Raw genomic sequence first — 15,493 nt, forward strand, 5'->3', positions numbered from 1 at the left:
GCTGAGGGGCGCTAGTCGAGCAGCCGTTTCAGGTAGGCCCCGTATTCGTTCTTGCCGAAGGCCGCCGCCCGCGCCGCCACCTGGTCGGCGGTGATCCAGCCCGCCTCATAGGCGATCTCGTCGGGGTTGCCGATCTGCAGGCCCTGCCGCTGCACCAGGGTGCGCACGAAATTGCCCGCATCGAGCAGGCTGCCATGGGTGCCGGTATCGAGCCAGGCATAGCCCCGTCCCATGCGCCGCACATCCAGCTGCCCGTCGGCGAGATAGCTTTCCAGCAGCGTGGTGATCTCAAGCTCGCCCCGCGCCGACGGGGTCACCTTGGCGGCCCGCGCAGGCGCCGTGCCGTCGAGGAAATAGAGCCCGGTCACCGCGTAGGGTGAGGGCGGATGCGCGGGCTTCTCGACGATATGGGTGACCCGGCCCCGGGCGTCGTAATCGACCACGCCGTAGCGTTCGGGGTCGGCGACGCGGTAGCCGAAGACGGTGCCGCCGGTTTCCCTGGCATCGGCATCGGCCAGCATCTCGGGCAGGCCGTGGCCGAAAAAGACGTTGTCGCCCAGCACCATCGCCGAGGGGCTGCCGGAAAGGAAATCCTCGGCCAGGATATAGGCCTGCGCCAGACCGTCGGGGCTGGGTTGCGCGATATAGCTCAGCCGCAGCCCCCATTGCGCGCCGTCGCCCAGGGTGCGCTGAAACTGGGTCTGGTCCTCGGGGGTTGTGATCACACAGATCTCGCGGATCCCCGCCAGCATCAGCACCGACAGCGGGTAATAGACCATCGGCTTGTCATAGACCGGCAGCAGCTGCTTCGAGACGCCCATGGTGATGGGATAAAGCCGCGTGCCGGAGCCCCCGGCGAGGATGATGCCCTTGCGCTGGGTCATGGCGAAAGCTCCTTCAGGATGTCGTGCAGACCGGCCCGCCAGTCGGGGGCCTTGAGGCCGAAAACCGTCTCTGTTGCACTGCAATCGAGCCGGGAATTGAGCGGGCGCGCGGCGGGTGTCGGGTAGTCGGCGGTGGGAATGTCGGTCACCGCGCAGGTGATATCGGCGGCGTCGAAGATGGCGCGGGCGAAGTCCGCCCAGCTGACCGGCGGCGCACCCGCGAAGTGCCAGGTGCCGGTCCTGGCGGGATCCGCGATCAACTGATCGGCGATGCTCAGGCAGGCGGCGGCGATGGCGCGCGCGGGTGTCGGGCCGCCGACCTGGTCGGCGACGATGCCGAGGCTGTCGCGGTCCGCCCCGAGCCGCAGCATGGTCTTCACGAAGTTGGTGCCATGCGCCGACACCACCCAGGAGGTGCGCAGGATGGCATGCACGCCCCCTGCCCCGCTGCCTGCCGCACGCACCGCCTCTTCGCCCGCCAGCTTGCTGCGCCCATAGGCGTTGATCGGCGCGACCGGATCGTCCGGGCGGTGCGGCGCCGTGCCGGTGCCCGCGAAGACATAATCGGTCGAGATATGCACAAGCGGGATGCCCCGTGCCGCGCAGGCCCCGGCCATCGCGCCGGGGCCTCGGGCGTTCAGCGCGAAGGCGGTCGCTTCGTCCTCTTCGGCACGGTCGACGGCGGTGTAGGCGGCGGCATTGATCACCGCGCGCGGGGCATGGGCGGCGATGGCGGCGCGGATCGCGTCGGCGTCGGCGATGTCGCAATCGGTGCGGCCCAGGCAGGTGACGCCGCCCGCGCGGGCCAGTTCGGTGGCGACCTGGCCGGATCTGCCGAAGACGAGGACGGTCATGTCTGGCCCTCGCGGATGCGTCGTCCGGCCCGCGCCAGCGGCCCGGACCGGGCGCACCGCATCGTTCCGAGGGGCCCGCTCATGTGCCCGCCCCCAGCCGCTGGCCGACGCCGTCGCGGCCCAGCAATGGCTGCCACCATGCCGCGTTGTCGAGGAACCAGCGCACCGTCTTTTCCAGCCCTTCTTCAAGCGTGACCGACGGCTGCCAGCCCAGTTCCGCGCGGATCTTCGCGGCATCGATGGCATAGCGCAAATCGTGACCGGGGCGGTCGTCGACAAAGGTGATCAGGCTGGAATAGGGTCGATCCCGGGGCCTGAGCCGGTCGAGGATGGCGCAGATCGTGGTGACCAGGTCGATATTGCGGCGCTCGTTCCCGCCGCCGATATTGTAGCTTTCGCCAAGCGCGCCGTCTTGCAGCACCCGCAGCAGCGCCGCGGCGTGATCCTCGACGTACAGCCAGTCGCGCACATTCTCGCCCGCGCCGTAGACCGGGATCGGGCGGCCATGCAGCGCGTTCAGGATCACCACCGGAATGAGCTTTTCGGGAAAATGATAGGGGCCGTAATTGTTCGAGCAGTTCGACAGCACCACCGGCAGCCCGTAGGTTTCGCCCCAGGCGCGTACCAGATGGTCCGATGCCGCCTTCGAGGCCGAATAGGGCGAGCGCGGATCGTAGGGCGTCGTTTCGGTGAACGCGCCCTCCGCGCCGAGGCTGCCGAAGACCTCGTCGGTCGAGACGTGATGAAAGCGGAACGCGCCGGGCCGGCCCTGCCCGGTCCAGAAGGCGCGCGCGGCCTCGAGCAGGTGAAAGGTGCCCATCACGTTGGTGTCCATGAAAGTGCCGGGCGCGTCGATGGAGCGGTCCACGTGGGATTCCGCGGCCAGATGCATGACCGCGTCGGGCGCATGGTCGGCGAAGATCCGGTCAAGCGCGGCACGGTCGCGGATATCGGCATGCTCGAACGCATAGCGCGGGTCGTCCGCCACCGGCGCCACGTTGGCAAGGCAGGCGGCATAGGTCAGCGCATCGAGGTTGACCACCGAATGCCCCTGCCCCACGGCCAGCCGCACCACCGCGGAGCCGATGAAGCCCGCCCCGCCCGTGACCAGTATCTTCATGTCGTCCCTTTCGTGCCGACCCGCCCCAGCGGTTTGTGCCTGAGATCGAGGAATGCCTTTTCATAGGTGCGAAAGCTGACCTCGGCCACCGCCCAGGACGCAGCCCAGTAGATCAGGTGGAACAGGGCCGTATCCAGCCCCAGCCCCAGAGCCTCTGCCATTTCGCGCACCACGTGCAGGACCGGCAGGTGCAAAAGATAGATGCCGTAGCTGACCATACCGATCCGCACCAGCGGGGCCGCGCGCATCAGCGGGGCCAGCGCGCTGTCCTCGCGCATCACCAAGGCCGCCAGCAGCGCCGTCATCGCCAGGTGCAGCGCCAGGTTCGGCAGGCCGGTCACATCGCGCGGCAGAACCGCCAGAAGCACGATCAGCCCCGCCAGCGCGGCAAGGCTCGCGGCGCGGTGGCCAAGCACCCGCCAGAGCAGGCCGAAGCCCCGGGCGCTGTGCAGCAGGATCGCCAGGGCCGAGCCCATCAGGATCGGCGCATAGGTCGCGACCGGCAGCGCAAAGCGCAAGGGCCCCCATTCGGGCGGCGCGATGCCGAAGGCCCCCATGACCCCCGCCACGTTCGCCGCGATCAGCCCCGCCAGCACCGGCAGCACGGCGCGCGGCGGCAGCAGGATCAGCAGCAGCGGCCAGATCAGGTAATACTGTTCCTCGACCGACAGCGACCACATCGGCGCGAGGTTGGGAATGTCGGCGGTCAGGAAATTCGCGAGAAAGAGGTAATAGAAGGGCCAGAGCTGCGCCGCCCCGGCATCGCCCTTGACCCAGACGTAATAGCCGCCGACGCCGGTGATCACCAGAAGATACAGGGGCAGGATCCGCAGCGCCCGCCGCCAGTAGAAGCCGCGCAGCGAAATGTGCCCGCGGGCCGCCCGTTCGCGCAAGAGCAGCGTGGTGATCAGGAACCCCGACAGCACGAAGAACAGATCGACCCCCAGAAAGCCGCGCGCGGCGATCACCGGCCCGTTCGTCATGGCGGCCCCGACCGGGCTGTGATGATAGAGCACCATGAGGATCGCCAGCGCCCGCACCCCGTCGAGCGCGCCGAAATGGCGGATGCCCAGGTAGGTGGCATGGGGGCCGACGGGGGATCGGGGGGGCATCTCAGCGGATCTCGAAGGGCGAGGCAAACCCCGCAAGGCCCGGCGCATCCGCATCCTTGCCGGACAGCGTCGGGGCCACGCCCGGATCGGGCCAGTCGATGCCGATGCCGGGATCGTTCCAGCGCAGCGCGCCCTCGGTCTCGGGGGCGTAGCTGTCCGAACATTTGTAGACGATCTCGGTGTCGGGGGTCAGCGTCATGAAGCCATGGGCAAAGCCCCGGGGCACCAGAAGCTGGCGGCCGTTCTCGAAGCTCAGTTCCGCCCCGACCCATTTCCCGTAGGTCGGACTGCCCCGGCGGATATCGACCGCCACGTCGTAAAGCGCGCCGCGCCCGCAGCGCACCAGCTTGTCCTGGGCGCGCGGCGGGGCCTGGAAGTGCAGGCCGCGCACGGTACCGGCATGGGCGGAAAACGAATGGTTGTCCTGCACCCAGTCGAAAGTCAGCCCCGCGGCCTCGAAGCTGGCCTTGTTCCAGGTCTCGCAGAAAAAGCCGCGATGATCGCCGAAGCGCCGCGGGGTCAGGATCAGCACGCCCTCAAGTCCGGTCTTGTCGATCTGCATGGCAGGCCCCTTCGGTCAGCGTCGTTTCTTTACCCAGCCCAGGAACGCCCGGTCGGGATCGCGCAGCCGCGGGCTGCCGGTCGCGGCCCAGACCACGCGCCAGTCGGCCTCGAGCGCGTAGACATCCGCCCCGGGCAGCAGCGCGCGCGCGGCCGCAAGCGTTTCGGGGGTCAGGGATGGCGGGCGCTGTGGGACCGGCGCGCGGCGCGGCGTGATGCGGATGATATCGCCCGGCTCTTCGGTCAGGCGGTATTCGGGCAGATGGTCGGCGGCGATCATGTCGCGCAGCTTGGCGCGAAACACCCGGCGCGGCGAGGCCGAGCCCGATTTCTTCAGCAAGACCTCGACCGAGACCCGCCATTCCGGCTGGCGGCCGCAATGCTTGCGCGCCAGTTCGTAAAGCCGCCGTTCAAGCGGCTTGCGCAGCCGGAAATAATCGCGGGAGAGCGTCAGCACCGATTTCGACACCACCGCCCGGTAAAGCCAGTCCGACAGCGTCACCGATACCGACGCCATGCGCCCGCCCTTGGCCTTGCGCACGATGCTCCAGCTTTCGATCAGGCCGAAACCCGATGTGACCTCTTGGCCGCCGGTTTCGTGATTGGTGGTGATGCGGGTGCCTGCCAGCCGCTCGAAGGCCTCGCGCAACCGGCGGTAGGCGTCGCCGGAGGTTTCGCGGTTGGTGGCGACCAGAAGGTCATGGGCGCGCAGATGCAGCGTACGCGAGATTGCGCGGCCCGCGTTCACCGCCGCCATGAGCTGGCTGATGCAATAGATCAGGATGTCCTTGTCGTGGATCGTGGCCAGCCCCTTGACCGAGGGCGTGACCTCGATCTCGGTGCCGTTGTGGACGTAGCGCAGGATGCGCCGGTCGGGCCGGGTCGCAAGCGAGAACATCGGATGTTCCATCGACGCCAGATCGTCCTTCGGGGCGGCGTCGAACAGGTCGCAGACAAAGACGTCCGGCGTCGGAGGACGCCCCGGATCAAGCGCGGATGCACCGGTCATGCCGGGGCCAGTCAGGGGGGGGCCTGTCACGGGTTCTGTCCTCGTCTCACTGCTCGGTCCACGCCCCTGCCCGGATCTTGTGCCCGTGGTCGGTGGGGATTCGTGGTTTCAGTGACACCCAGCGTAAAGATATCCACAGGCCCGGTCCAGCATGGGGGTGCGCAGGGGGAGCCGGCATCGGGGGTTCGGAGTCGCTGTTTCGGGGGTTTGGAATCGCCTTATCGTGGTTTCCGAGTCGGTCGGGTCGGATCGGAACCCTCAAAGCCCATGATCTTGCACGAAAAGTTGGACAGTCCGGGATCCCGTAACTAATACATTAACTCAATCTAACAGATCCCCGGGGCCGGTTTTGCCCGGAACCGGGACCGCCCCGGGCCCGATTGCGGTGGTATATGCCACGAAAAGGCGGAAAAAACGGCGGGGATGTCGCCTAAATCCTTGGATGTGACGGGTTTTGGGGTATGGTTCCCAAAAGACGTCACATTGAGCAGAAGATGGCACAGGACCCGACCGGCACGCCCCCCTATTTCAACATCGATCCCGATCGCGCCATGGCAGAGCTGGACGGCGCGGCCTCGACCGCGCGCTTTGCCGAGATCGCCGAGGCCTGCGCCCGGGGCCGGGCGGACCTGTCGTCGCGCGGGCTCGACCCCGAGGGACGCAAGACGCTGCGGCTGTTTTCCACATGGGAGATCACCCGCTACCTGATCCCCGTGGCCGCCGCGCATTTCCGCCGCGTGCTGCGGCAGAACCCCGACCTGCCGCAGGGCCGCTCGGACACCAGCGGCGGGGCCAAGTGGTTCACCTTCGAGGAGGTGCTGCGGCTCAGGGCGCATTTCAGCCAGTCCGGCAGCCGCGCCAAGGAATACCGCCCCTACCGGCCCGCCGGCCTGCCCGCCAAGATCGTCGCGGTGGCCAATTTCAAGGGCGGCGTCGGCAAGACCTCGACGGCGGCGCATCTGGCGATGTCGGCGGCGCTCGATGGCTACAAGGTGCTGGTGATCGATCTGGACAGCCAGGGCTCGATGACCTCGATCTTCGGCGGCAAGGTCACCGATGAATGGGGCACGGTGTTTCCGCTTCTGGCGCGGCACTACGCCCGCCACCTGCAGGCCGACAATCGCGCCCGCGAGGCCCGCGGAGAGCCGCATCATGCCCTGGACGAGACCCTGTCGGAGGCGCTGGGGGCCAAGGCCGCCGATCTGATCCAGCCCACCCACTGGCCCAATATCGACCTGATCGGGGCGCAGCTGAACCTCTACTGGGCCGAGTTCCAGATCCCGGTCTGGCGGATGCAGGGCCGGGCCTGGAAGCTGTGGGATGCGCTGACCGACAGCCTCGAGGCGGACGGGGTGCTGGACCAATACGACCTGATCTTCCTCGATACGCCGCCGGCCCTTGGCTATCTCACCATCAACGGGCTGGCCGCCGCCGACCTGCTGCTGGTGCCGCTGGGGGCCTCGTTTCTGGAATTCGATTCGACCGGGCGTTTCTTCGACATGCTGCATTCCACCTTCCGCTCCATCGAAGAGGCCGAGAACATGGCCGCCCGCGCCCTGGGGCGCGAGGGGCTGTCGTTCCAGTGGGACGCGGTGCGCGCGCTGATCACCCGCTATGACGGCGCCCAGCAGGGCGAGCTGGCGGCCTTGATGCAGGCCTATCTCGGCCCGACCCTGTCGCCGCACAAGCAGGACTATACCGCCCTCATTGGCCAGGCCGGTGAACAGGTGGCGGGCATCTACGAGGCCGATTACCGCGATTTCAACCGCGAGACCTATGTGCGTGGCCGCGAGACGTTCGACGCCACCTATGCCGCTTTCAAGCGCCTGCTTCTGGGGGTCTGGCGGCGCGAGGAACTGGCCACCCAAAAGGCCGCCGAATGAGGCCGCGCGCGGATCGGTCAGAATTTGGCAAGACCCGTGCCACGACCCTGACCCGGCGCAACAGGAGGCTCTGACATGGCCAAACGCAAACGGCTGAGCCCGGCCCAGTCCGATTATCTCGAGGCCACGCTGTCGGGCCCCTTCGCCCCTGCCCCGTCGCGCGCGCCGATCGCCGATGTCGCCGGAGAGACCGCGGCGGCGGCGGCCTTCGAGGAGGTCGCGGGCGAGCTGACCCGCGCCCGCGAGGAAGGGCGGCTGGTGTTGCAGATCCCGCTCGACGAGGTCGCCGCCGAGCATCTGATCCGCGACCGGGTCGACATGGACCGCGCCGCGCTGGACGAGCTGAAGCATTCCCTGCGCGAACGGGGCCAGCAGACCCCGATCGAGGTGGTCGACAAGGGCGCCGACGTCGCGCCGCGCTACGGGCTTCTGTCGGGCTGGCGGCGGGTGGCGGCGCTGCGCGAACTGTCCGAGGAAAGCAACGGTCTTGCGCGCTACGGCACCGTGCTGGCGCTGTTGCGGCTGCCCAAGGACCGCGCCGATGCCTATCGCGCCATGGTCGAGGAAAACGAGATCCGCGCCGGGCTGTCCTTCTTCGAGCGCGCCCGCATCGTCGCCCGCGCCCTCGAGGCCGGGGTGTTCGCGCGCGAAAAGGATGCGCTTGGCGGGCTGTTCGCCTCGGTGTCCTATTCCAAGCGTTCGAAGATCAAGTCCTTCCTGCCGGTGGTCTCGGCGCTGGACGGCGTGCTGCACTATCCGACGCGCCTGCCCGAGCATCTGGGCCTGGCGCTGGCCCGCGCGCTGAAGGCCCGGCCCGAGCTTGCCGCACAGATCCGCGTGGCGCATCAGCGTCTGGACGAGGTCACGCCCGAGACCGAGGCCGAGCTACTGCGCGCGCTTCTGGCCCGCAAGCCGCTGCCGCAGGACGGGGCTACGCCGCCCGAAAAGGCCGTAACAGAGCCGAAATCCGGATACAGGACGCTGATCGGCGGGCTTGCCATCGCGGTCGATCCCGACACCCGCGAGATCAGCCTCAAGGGCCAGCGGGTGACGCCGCATTTTGTCGAAGCGCTGGAGCGCTGGCTGAAATCCATCGACTGAGCGCGCCATTCGCCCCTGCCGCCCCTGCCCCGGGCTTGATCCGGGGCCTCATCGGGTCTTGTTCCCGATCCGGATCCGCGCCGGACGCAACGCCCGCCGGATTAGGCCCGCCTTCATCCCCCGGCCCGCAGCCTCGCGCTGGTATCACCAGCCCCCGGGGGAATTCACCCATGACCAATTCAGCCGCGCTCGGCCTGCCCTATATGGCCCCGTCCCAGGCGCAGAAACACGTCACCCATAACGAGGCGCTGCGCCTGCTCGACCTGATCGTACAGCTCAGTGTCGTCGACCGCACGCGCAACACGCCGCCGACCGGGGCCATCGAAGGCCAGCGCCATATCGTCGGCCCGGCCCCGACCGGCATCTGGGCGGGACAGTCTGCCAGCATCGCCGTGTTCGAGTCCGGCAACTGGAGCTTTCTCGCCCCCGGCACCGGCTGGCAGGCCTATATCGAGGACGAAGCCGCGATGTCGGTGTGGACCGGCAGCGCCTGGGCTGCCCTGGGTCCCGACTATGACAACCTGCCCGGTATCGGGATCAACGCCACCAGCGATGCCACCAACCGGCTGTCGCTGTCGGCGGCCGCGACGCTGTTCAATCATGAAGGGGCGGGGCATCAGCTCAAGATCAACAAGGCCGCCGCTGCCGATACGGCCAGCCTGCTGTTCCAGACCAACTGGTCGGGCCGCGCCGAGATGGGCACCGCCGGAACGGACGGCTTTGCCATCAAGGTCAGCGCTGACGGATCTGCCTGGCAGGATGCGATGGTGTTCGATGCGGCGACCGGCCTTGCCACCGGGGCCGCGGTGCAGACGGCGGCCACCGATACCGGCGCGGGCAAGCTGATGCGCGCGGATTTCGGCTATGGGCCGGGCAACCTGCTGGGCACCGTGGCGCAAGGCGCGGGCACGCCCACCGGTGCGGTGCTCGAGGCCGGGACGGAGTATCTGCGCCTGGCCTGCGGCACCCAGATCGCCTGGACCACGCTTGGCCTAGCCCGCATCGACGGCGCCACCCTGGGGGCGACCTGGACCCTGCCGGTGCCATTCGCGGGCGATGCCTTTGCCAGCGGCAGCTTCGATCCGGTCTCGGCTTCGGGGCTGACGCCCGGGCTCGATGCGCTGGGGCCGGTCACCTGCAGCGCGGGCAATGGCACCAGCCTTGACGTGACCCTGCGCCGGATCGCCGGACAGGCAGATTTCGGCACCGGCGAAAGCTGCACCGTGCGCGTCACCGCGATGGGCCGCTGGGTCTGAAACCTTTCGCATGCGAAAGGTTTTGCCGCGCCGCCGAGACCCTGCACAGGCTTAACAGCGCCTGAACAAAGCGCATCGACTTGTCGTGGAAGGTCCGAATTCCGCCGCGCTCTTGCCCCCGCCCCTGCCCCGGGTCCGGATCATCTTGATCCTCGGTGAATGGGAAAATTTGGGGTGTGTGATGGAGGTGGTCTTCGGCCACGTCGGCAGCATGTCTGTCGACCACGCGCAAAGTCTCGAAGGGGTGAGAGCCTTTGCGCTGCATGACGGGGCTGATGGGGCCACGTTGCAAGTGATCTCCGGGCAGGATGGGGCAACCGGCCTCACCGCCTGGGATCTGACGGGGACCGGCCCCGTAGCCGAGGACCAGGCGGTCCTTTCGGGGGGGCCGGTTCCAGGGATCACGCCGGAGATAACCGGCGCGACGCTGGCGTCCGGCCAGGAGGTGGCGCTTGTCACCGGCACCGGCGATGCGGGCCTCGTGATGGTCCGCGTCGAGGCGGATGGCGCCTTCGGTGCCGAAATCGCGATCAATGCCGCCGCGGCCGGGGTGCCGGGCGACCTGAGCGATGTGGCCTGGGCGACAACCGCCACCGGCACCTATCTTTATGGAATCGCACCGGGGTCCCAGACCCCGATGGTCTGGCAGGTCTCGGCCACGGGCCAGTTGACGCTGCTCAGTTCCGGCAGCCGCGCCAGCCCTTCGGGGGGAATCGCGGCCCCGGGGCTGACGGACCTCGAGGTGATCGACGGGCAACTCGTGGCCTCCGGCACCGGCACGACCTTTCTGGTCAGCTATGACATCGCCGCGAATGGCACGCTGTCGTCGCCGCAGGTCTTCGGCCCCGAGCAGAACCCCGGGATCGCTGGCGAGACGACGCTCGAGACCGTCACTCTGGGCGGCACCTCGTTTGTCATCCTCGGTGCCGCGCAGACCGGCACCCTGTCGGTCTATGCGCTGAACGGTGCGGGCCAGCTGACGCTTGTCGATCACCTGATGGACGGGCTCGAAAGCCGCTTCCAGGGGGTGACGGCGCTGGATGCGGTGGTGATCGACGGCGTCGCCTATCTGGCCGCCGGCGGGGGCGATGGCGGGGTCAGCCTGTTCCGGATCACCGACCAGGGCGATCTGGTGCATCTGGGCGTGCTCGAGGACAGCGTGCAGACCGCCGTGAACGGTATCGGCAGCCTTGCACTCTACGAGACGCCGGATGGCGGGCTGGGCCTTGCGACGCTGGGGCTGGCCGATGGCGGGATCAGCCAGTTCAGCATCAGCCTGTCGGGGCAGATGCATCTTGACGACGCGGGCGCGGACACGCTTTCAGGTGGAACAGGGTCTGATCTGTTCGTTCTGACCGCCGATGCCGCCCCCGACCGGATCACCGGTTTCGATCCCGCGGAGGATACGCTCGACCTCTCGGGCTGGGCGTTCTACCGCGATGTGTCGCAACTCAGCATCAATGCCACCGCGACCGGGGCCGAGATCCGCTTCATGTCGCTGGTGGGCGAGGAGGTGCTGATCGTCGAAAGCGTCGCGGGCACGCCGCTGTCGCCGGATCTGGTGGCGGCGTCCATCGCCCCTGCCCCGTCTCGATTCCTGCCCGAATGGCTGTCTCCGGTGCTGACGCCCGCGCCGGTCGATGCGTCGGTGTCGCGCACGGGATCGACCGGCAATGACACGCTCGAGACCGGGTCGGGCAACGACACGATCACCGGGCGCGGCGGATCGGACGTGATCTCGGGCGGCGCGGGGCGCGACAACATCAATGGCGGCATCGGTGCCGACACGCTGCTGGGCGGCGATGCGGAAGACACCATCTCGGGGCTCGACGGTTATGACGTGATCGACGGCGGGGCGGGGGCGGATTCGCTGATGGGCAATGCCGGGGCCGATCAGATCCAGGGCGGCGCCGGGGCGGACACGTTGATCGGTGGCAATGCCGCCGACCAGCTGCGCGGCGGCGATGACGACGACTGGCTGCAGGGCGATGACGGCGCGGACGAGCTTTGGGGCGATGCCGGGGCCGACACGATCTTCGGCAATGCCGGGACCGACTTTGCCTGGGGCGGGGCAGGCGGCGACCGCATCGAGGGCGGCATCAACCACGATACTTTGTTCGGCGAAGACGGGTCGGACACCCTGTCCGGCGATGGCGGCGATGACAGCCTCGATGGCGGTGGCGGGCGCGATTCGCTCATGGGTGGCGGCGGCCGCGATGTCCTGCACGGCGGCGGCGATGCGGACACGCTCGATGGCGGGATCAGCAACGACACGCTTTCGGGGGACGCGGGCAACGATCTGCTGATCGGCAAGAACGGCTCGGACTGGCTCGATGGCGGCGCGGGCAACGACACGCTGTATGGCGGCGCGGGCAATGACACGCTGACCGGGGGCGGCGGCACCGATGTGCTCGACGGCAGTACCGGCGCGGATACGTTCATCTTCTCGGAGGGCAACGTGGTGATCACGGAATTCCAGAACGATGTGGATACGCTGGTTCTGGATGCGGCGCTCTGGGGCGGGGCGGCGCTCGATGCCGAGGCCATGGTCGATATGGCCGAGGTGGTGGACGGCGATCTGGTCTTCGCCTTCGACGACGCACGGCTGGTGATCGAGGGGCTGAGCAATCCCAACGCGCTGCTGAACGACATCCTGTTGCTGTAGGGCAAGGTCGGCGGGGCAGCTAGGGGCAGGGCCGGGCCGGGTCGGTCGCAAACGGCCCGGCTAGCGTTCGAGGATGTCGCGGTGAAAGCCGCGCAGGAACATCAGCCCCATCATCGCAAGCCCGCCAGCCACCGCGAAGACATAGAGCGGGTCCAGATAGGGCGCGTCATAGCCCGGATAGAAGGCCGCCCGCGCCGCCCCGGTCACATGGGTCAGCGGGTTCCATTCGAGCCAGCTGCGCCATGGATCGGGCAGGCGATCCTGCAACAGGATCACGCCGGAGACGAGGATCAGCGGCCGCGTCGCCACCGACCAGATCGAATGCCAGATCGGGTGGCGGGTGATCGGCCCCGCAAGCACCGCCCCGACGCCGAAGCCAAGCGCCAGCGTCATGGCGTAGCACAGCGCCAGGGGGCCGGGCAGGAGCCGCGCCTCGGGAACGAGCCACAGCGCGATCCCGCCGAGCAGCAGCGCCGCCACCAGCATCTGCGTCAGCGCCGACAGCAGAAAGGACGCCACCAGCGCATCAAGGAAACTGACCCGGGGATAGGCCATCAGCGGGCGCGACCGGTTGAGCGCCTGGGCCACCGCCAGCGTGGTCGTGGTGAAGGCGAAGAAGGGCAGCACGCCGGTGGCGTAGAACAGCGCGAAACTTTGCCCCAGGGGCGGCGCGCGAAAGCCCGCCTGGAACACCACGCACAGAAAGGCGATACCCGCCGCGGGTTCCAGCACCGCCCAGATATAGCCGCCCGGATTGCGCCCGTAGCGGGTGGCCATTTCGCGCAAGGCAAGCGCGCCGACGGCCCGCGCCGTGGTCGACAGGGCAGGGGGGGAATGCGGGGCGAGGCTGTCGGAGGCAAGGCTGTGCGGCATGGCCCCATTCTGGTGCGCAAAGGGTTAATGCCCCGTATGCAGGCAACCGAAAACCTTTCGCATGCGAAAGGTTTTGGTCCCGATCACCGCCAGACAGAGCCTGTTACAGCCAAAGGACATCATCCGCGATCTGATCCAGATCGGTGATGCCATTGAGGGTCAGGCTGCCCGCCGCGCCGAAATCCAGCACCAGATCCGTGTCCTGTACCCGGGCGTGATCGGCCAGCGTGCCGTCCGGGGAGACAAGGCTCTGATCCAGCGCGATCACGTCTATTCCGGCCTGATGGGCCACCACCGTGTCGGCGCCGTCGCCGGCGGTGAAGACGAAAGTGTCGGCGCCGATCCCGCCATGCAGCCGGTCATCGCCCGTGCCGCCCGCAAGGGTGTCGTCGCCGGCATTGCCCAGCAGCGTATCGGCCCCGGCGCCGCCTGCCAGATCGTCCCAGCCGTCGCCGCCTTCGAGCCGGTCATTCGCCGCGCCGCCCGACAGCTGGTCGCGGTTGATCCCGCCTTGCAGCAGGTCGGCACCGTCGCCGCCCGACAGCGTATCGGCCCCGGCATTGCCCATGAGCGTATCCGCGCCGTCCTGGCCCGAGATCAGATCGGCCCCGTCGCCGCCCATGATGCGGTCGCCGCCCGCGCCGCCCGACAGGGTGTCGGGCCCGATCCCGCCCTCGATCAGATCGTTGCCGGCACCGCCCCCGATCTCGTCCGCGCCGGCATTGCCGAGCAGCGTGTCGTCGCCCGCGCCGCCCGCGATCGTGTCGAACCCGCCCGCCCCCTGGGCATGGTCGTCGCCATCGCCGCCGTCGATCACATCGAAGCCCACGCCGCCGAGGATGGTATCGGCCCCGGCGCCGCCCTCGATGGTATCGCCGCCGCCGCGCCCGTCGAGCGTATCGCCAAGCGCGCTGCCCGATATCCGTTCATCCGCGCCGGTGCCGACATGGATCAGCCCGCCCGGGCGGGCGGCGTCCGCCTCGGCATCGAGGGCCACGTTTTCCGCCGAGATGGTCACGGTTTCGGTGATTGTCCCGTCCAGATCGCCGCCCGAGAAGGTGACCGTGTAGCTGCCCGGCGGCAGCACCATCTGGTAGCCGCCCGACGCCCAGGACGTGGTCACATAGGTCTCCGACACCCCGGTGGCGGTGACGGTGATCCCGCCCATGCCTTCGCCGGGGTCGTAGAAGTCGTCGCCATCCGCGTCGTCGATCACCACGCCCAGAAGCTGCGCCTGCGGATCCCATGTGGTGCCGAGATGCTGGGTCACGATCTCGGTCCCGACCTCGGTCGCGGAGCTGGTATCGGTGACGATGCCGATGCCGATCTCGGTATAGGTCGCGCTGAAGATGGCGGTGCGGTGGCCCGCCGGCGTCTGCATGCCGCCCGGCCCGTAACCCCAGTCGATCACGAAACCCGCATGCCCGTGCAGCGGCCCGTCGGAATAGGCATAGACGTTTTCGGCGATGGCGCGCATGTCGTCATAGCCCGCATCGAGGATGCGCTGATACAGACCCGGTTCACCGGGCAGGTTGTGGGACTGTTCGTCATGTTCGACGATCAGCACCGAATGGGCCTCGGCCGAGGTGGCCAGCGCGCTGTTCCAGGCAAGCGGCGCCACCGGGGCATATTCGGCAAGCTGGTCCTCGAGCATCGACAGCGACACGCCGAAATAGACCAGCGCGGCTTCGGTGCCGGGCGTGGCCTCGGCCATGAGCCGGTCATAAGCCCCCGCCGGATCGGCACGGTCGCGATTGATCAGACACAGGTAATACTGCTCGGCCACGCTTGGCGTGACCTCCGGCGCGGGCAGATAGACGGCCATTGCAAAAACACTCCTACCACGAAGCGTCGATCATGGCAGCGCCCGCTTAAGACGGCGTTTCGGAATTGCTCGGGATTCGAGACAAATCGGGCGGGCCCCGCACCTGTCCCGCGCGGGCTCGCACCTAGTCGGGATAGCCCGCCCGACCGATCGCCGCATAGGCCTCGAACCCCGCGGCCTGCGCATCCTCGGCCGAATAGATGTTGCGCAGATCGCCCAGCCGGGGTGTCGCCATGCCCGCCGCCAGCGCCTTGAGATCGAGCGCGCGAAACTCGTTCCACTCGGTCAGGATGACCAGCAGGTCGGCATCCTTCGCGGCGCTGTAGGGGTCGCTTTCCCAGCTCACCCCG

At 68.3% G+C, this 15,493-nt stretch carries 13 protein-coding genes; 4 read left to right on the plus strand and 9 right to left on the minus strand.

Features of this window, described 5'->3' with window-relative positions; all coding sequences use genetic code 11:
- Positions 1-11: 11 nt before the first annotated feature.
- The 6 genes from rfbA to ACXYMN_RS15370 all read right to left on the minus strand — a co-directional run bounded on the left by rfbA (position 12) and on the right by ACXYMN_RS15370 (position 5,540).
- Positions 12-884, minus strand: a complete 873-nt coding sequence (rfbA, locus tag ACXYMN_RS15345) for a glucose-1-phosphate thymidylyltransferase RfbA (protein WP_459014600.1) — start codon at positions 882-884, stop codon at positions 12-14.
- Positions 881-1,738: a dTDP-4-dehydrorhamnose reductase gene (rfbD, locus tag ACXYMN_RS15350; protein ID WP_459014601.1), complete on the minus strand. Its 858-nt coding sequence runs from the start codon at positions 1,736-1,738 to the stop codon at positions 881-883. Before rfbD ends, rfbA begins: the two co-directional genes overlap by 4 nt.
- Positions 1,739-1,817: 79 nt before the next feature.
- Positions 1,818-2,858: a dTDP-glucose 4,6-dehydratase gene (gene rfbB / locus ACXYMN_RS15355; protein WP_459014602.1), complete on the minus strand. Its 1,041-nt coding sequence runs from the start codon at positions 2,856-2,858 to the stop codon at positions 1,818-1,820.
- Positions 2,855-3,970, minus strand: coding sequence for an acyltransferase family protein (locus ACXYMN_RS15360; RefSeq protein ID WP_459014603.1), 1,116 nt, complete (start codon positions 3,968-3,970; stop codon positions 2,855-2,857). Before ACXYMN_RS15360 ends, rfbB begins: the two co-directional genes overlap by 4 nt.
- 1 nt (position 3,971) lies before the next feature.
- A complete protein-coding gene (rfbC, locus tag ACXYMN_RS15365; RefSeq protein ID WP_459014604.1) occupies positions 3,972-4,532 on the minus strand; it encodes a dTDP-4-dehydrorhamnose 3,5-epimerase in 561 nt (186 codons plus the stop codon).
- A 15-nt stretch (positions 4,533-4,547) separates the two neighbouring features.
- On the minus strand, positions 4,548-5,540 hold the full coding sequence (locus ACXYMN_RS15370; RefSeq protein ID WP_459014616.1) for a replication initiator protein A: 993 nt from the start codon (positions 5,538-5,540) through the stop codon (positions 4,548-4,550).
- A gap of 494 nt (positions 5,541-6,034) precedes the next feature.
- On the opposite strand from ACXYMN_RS15370, the gene ACXYMN_RS15375 reads away from it, so the two are divergent.
- The 4 genes from ACXYMN_RS15375 (at position 6,035) to ACXYMN_RS15390 (ending at position 12,445) form a co-directional block, all read left to right on the plus strand.
- On the plus strand, positions 6,035-7,423 hold the full coding sequence (locus ACXYMN_RS15375) for an AAA family ATPase (RefSeq protein WP_459014605.1): 1,389 nt from the start codon (positions 6,035-6,037) through the stop codon (positions 7,421-7,423).
- Positions 7,424-7,498: 75 nt separating this feature from the next.
- The gene (locus tag ACXYMN_RS15380; protein ID WP_459014606.1) at positions 7,499-8,524 is read left to right on the plus strand and encodes a ParB/RepB/Spo0J family partition protein; all 1,026 of its coding nucleotides are present in this window, start codon (positions 7,499-7,501) and stop codon (positions 8,522-8,524) included.
- Between the two features lie 170 nt (positions 8,525-8,694).
- Positions 8,695-9,780: a DUF2793 domain-containing protein gene (locus tag ACXYMN_RS15385; protein ID WP_459014607.1), complete on the plus strand. Its 1,086-nt coding sequence runs from the start codon at positions 8,695-8,697 to the stop codon at positions 9,778-9,780.
- Positions 9,781-9,961: 181 nt separating this feature from the next.
- Positions 9,962-12,445 carry a calcium-binding protein gene (locus ACXYMN_RS15390; RefSeq protein WP_459014608.1) on the plus strand — a complete coding sequence of 828 codons (2,484 nt, stop codon included), beginning with the start codon at positions 9,962-9,964 and terminating at the stop codon, positions 12,443-12,445.
- 60 nt (positions 12,446-12,505) lie between these two features.
- On the opposite strand, the gene ACXYMN_RS15395 is transcribed toward ACXYMN_RS15390, so the two are convergent.
- The 3 genes from ACXYMN_RS15395 to ACXYMN_RS15405 all read right to left on the minus strand — a co-directional run.
- Positions 12,506-13,318: an ABC transporter permease gene (locus ACXYMN_RS15395; RefSeq protein WP_459014609.1), complete on the minus strand. Its 813-nt coding sequence runs from the start codon at positions 13,316-13,318 to the stop codon at positions 12,506-12,508.
- A 103-nt stretch (positions 13,319-13,421) separates the two neighbouring features.
- Complete coding sequence (locus ACXYMN_RS15400) at positions 13,422-15,143, minus strand: CAP domain-containing protein (protein WP_459014610.1); 1,722 nt, start codon at positions 15,141-15,143, stop codon at positions 13,422-13,424.
- Positions 15,144-15,267: 124 nt separating this feature from the next.
- The coding region (locus ACXYMN_RS15405; RefSeq protein WP_459014611.1) for a UDP binding domain-containing protein at positions 15,268-15,493 on the minus strand (226 nt) is incomplete at its 5' end.

The sequence above is a fragment of the Roseivivax sp. CAU 1753 genome, from assembly GCF_054482575.1.

Coding starts and splice junctions, on each gene's coding strand:
- ACXYMN_RS15400 (WP_459014610.1), bottom strand. CDS start 15,143: ATGGCCGTCTATCTGCCCGCGCCGGAGGTCACGCCAAGCGTGGCCGAG.
- ACXYMN_RS15360 (WP_459014603.1), bottom strand. CDS start 3,970: ATGCCCCCCCGATCCCCCGTCGGCCCCCATGCCACCTACCTGGGCATC.
- rfbA (WP_459014600.1), bottom strand. CDS start 884: ATGACCCAGCGCAAGGGCATCATCCTCGCCGGGGGCTCCGGCACGCGG.
- ACXYMN_RS15385 (WP_459014607.1), top strand. CDS start 8,695: ATGACCAATTCAGCCGCGCTCGGCCTGCCCTATATGGCCCCGTCCCAG.
- ACXYMN_RS15380 (WP_459014606.1), top strand. CDS start 7,499: ATGGCCAAACGCAAACGGCTGAGCCCGGCCCAGTCCGATTATCTCGAG.
- rfbD (WP_459014601.1), bottom strand. CDS start 1,738: ATGACCGTCCTCGTCTTCGGCAGATCCGGCCAGGTCGCCACCGAACTG.
- ACXYMN_RS15395 (WP_459014609.1), bottom strand. CDS start 13,318: ATGCCGCACAGCCTTGCCTCCGACAGCCTCGCCCCGCATTCCCCCCCT.
- ACXYMN_RS15390 (WP_459014608.1), top strand. CDS start 9,962: ATGGAGGTGGTCTTCGGCCACGTCGGCAGCATGTCTGTCGACCACGCG.
- ACXYMN_RS15370 (WP_459014616.1), bottom strand. CDS start 5,540: ATGACCGGTGCATCCGCGCTTGATCCGGGGCGTCCTCCGACGCCGGAC.
- rfbB (WP_459014602.1), bottom strand. CDS start 2,858: ATGAAGATACTGGTCACGGGCGGGGCGGGCTTCATCGGCTCCGCGGTG.
- rfbC (WP_459014604.1), bottom strand. CDS start 4,532: ATGCAGATCGACAAGACCGGACTTGAGGGCGTGCTGATCCTGACCCCG.
- ACXYMN_RS15375 (WP_459014605.1), top strand. CDS start 6,035: ATGGCACAGGACCCGACCGGCACGCCCCCCTATTTCAACATCGATCCC.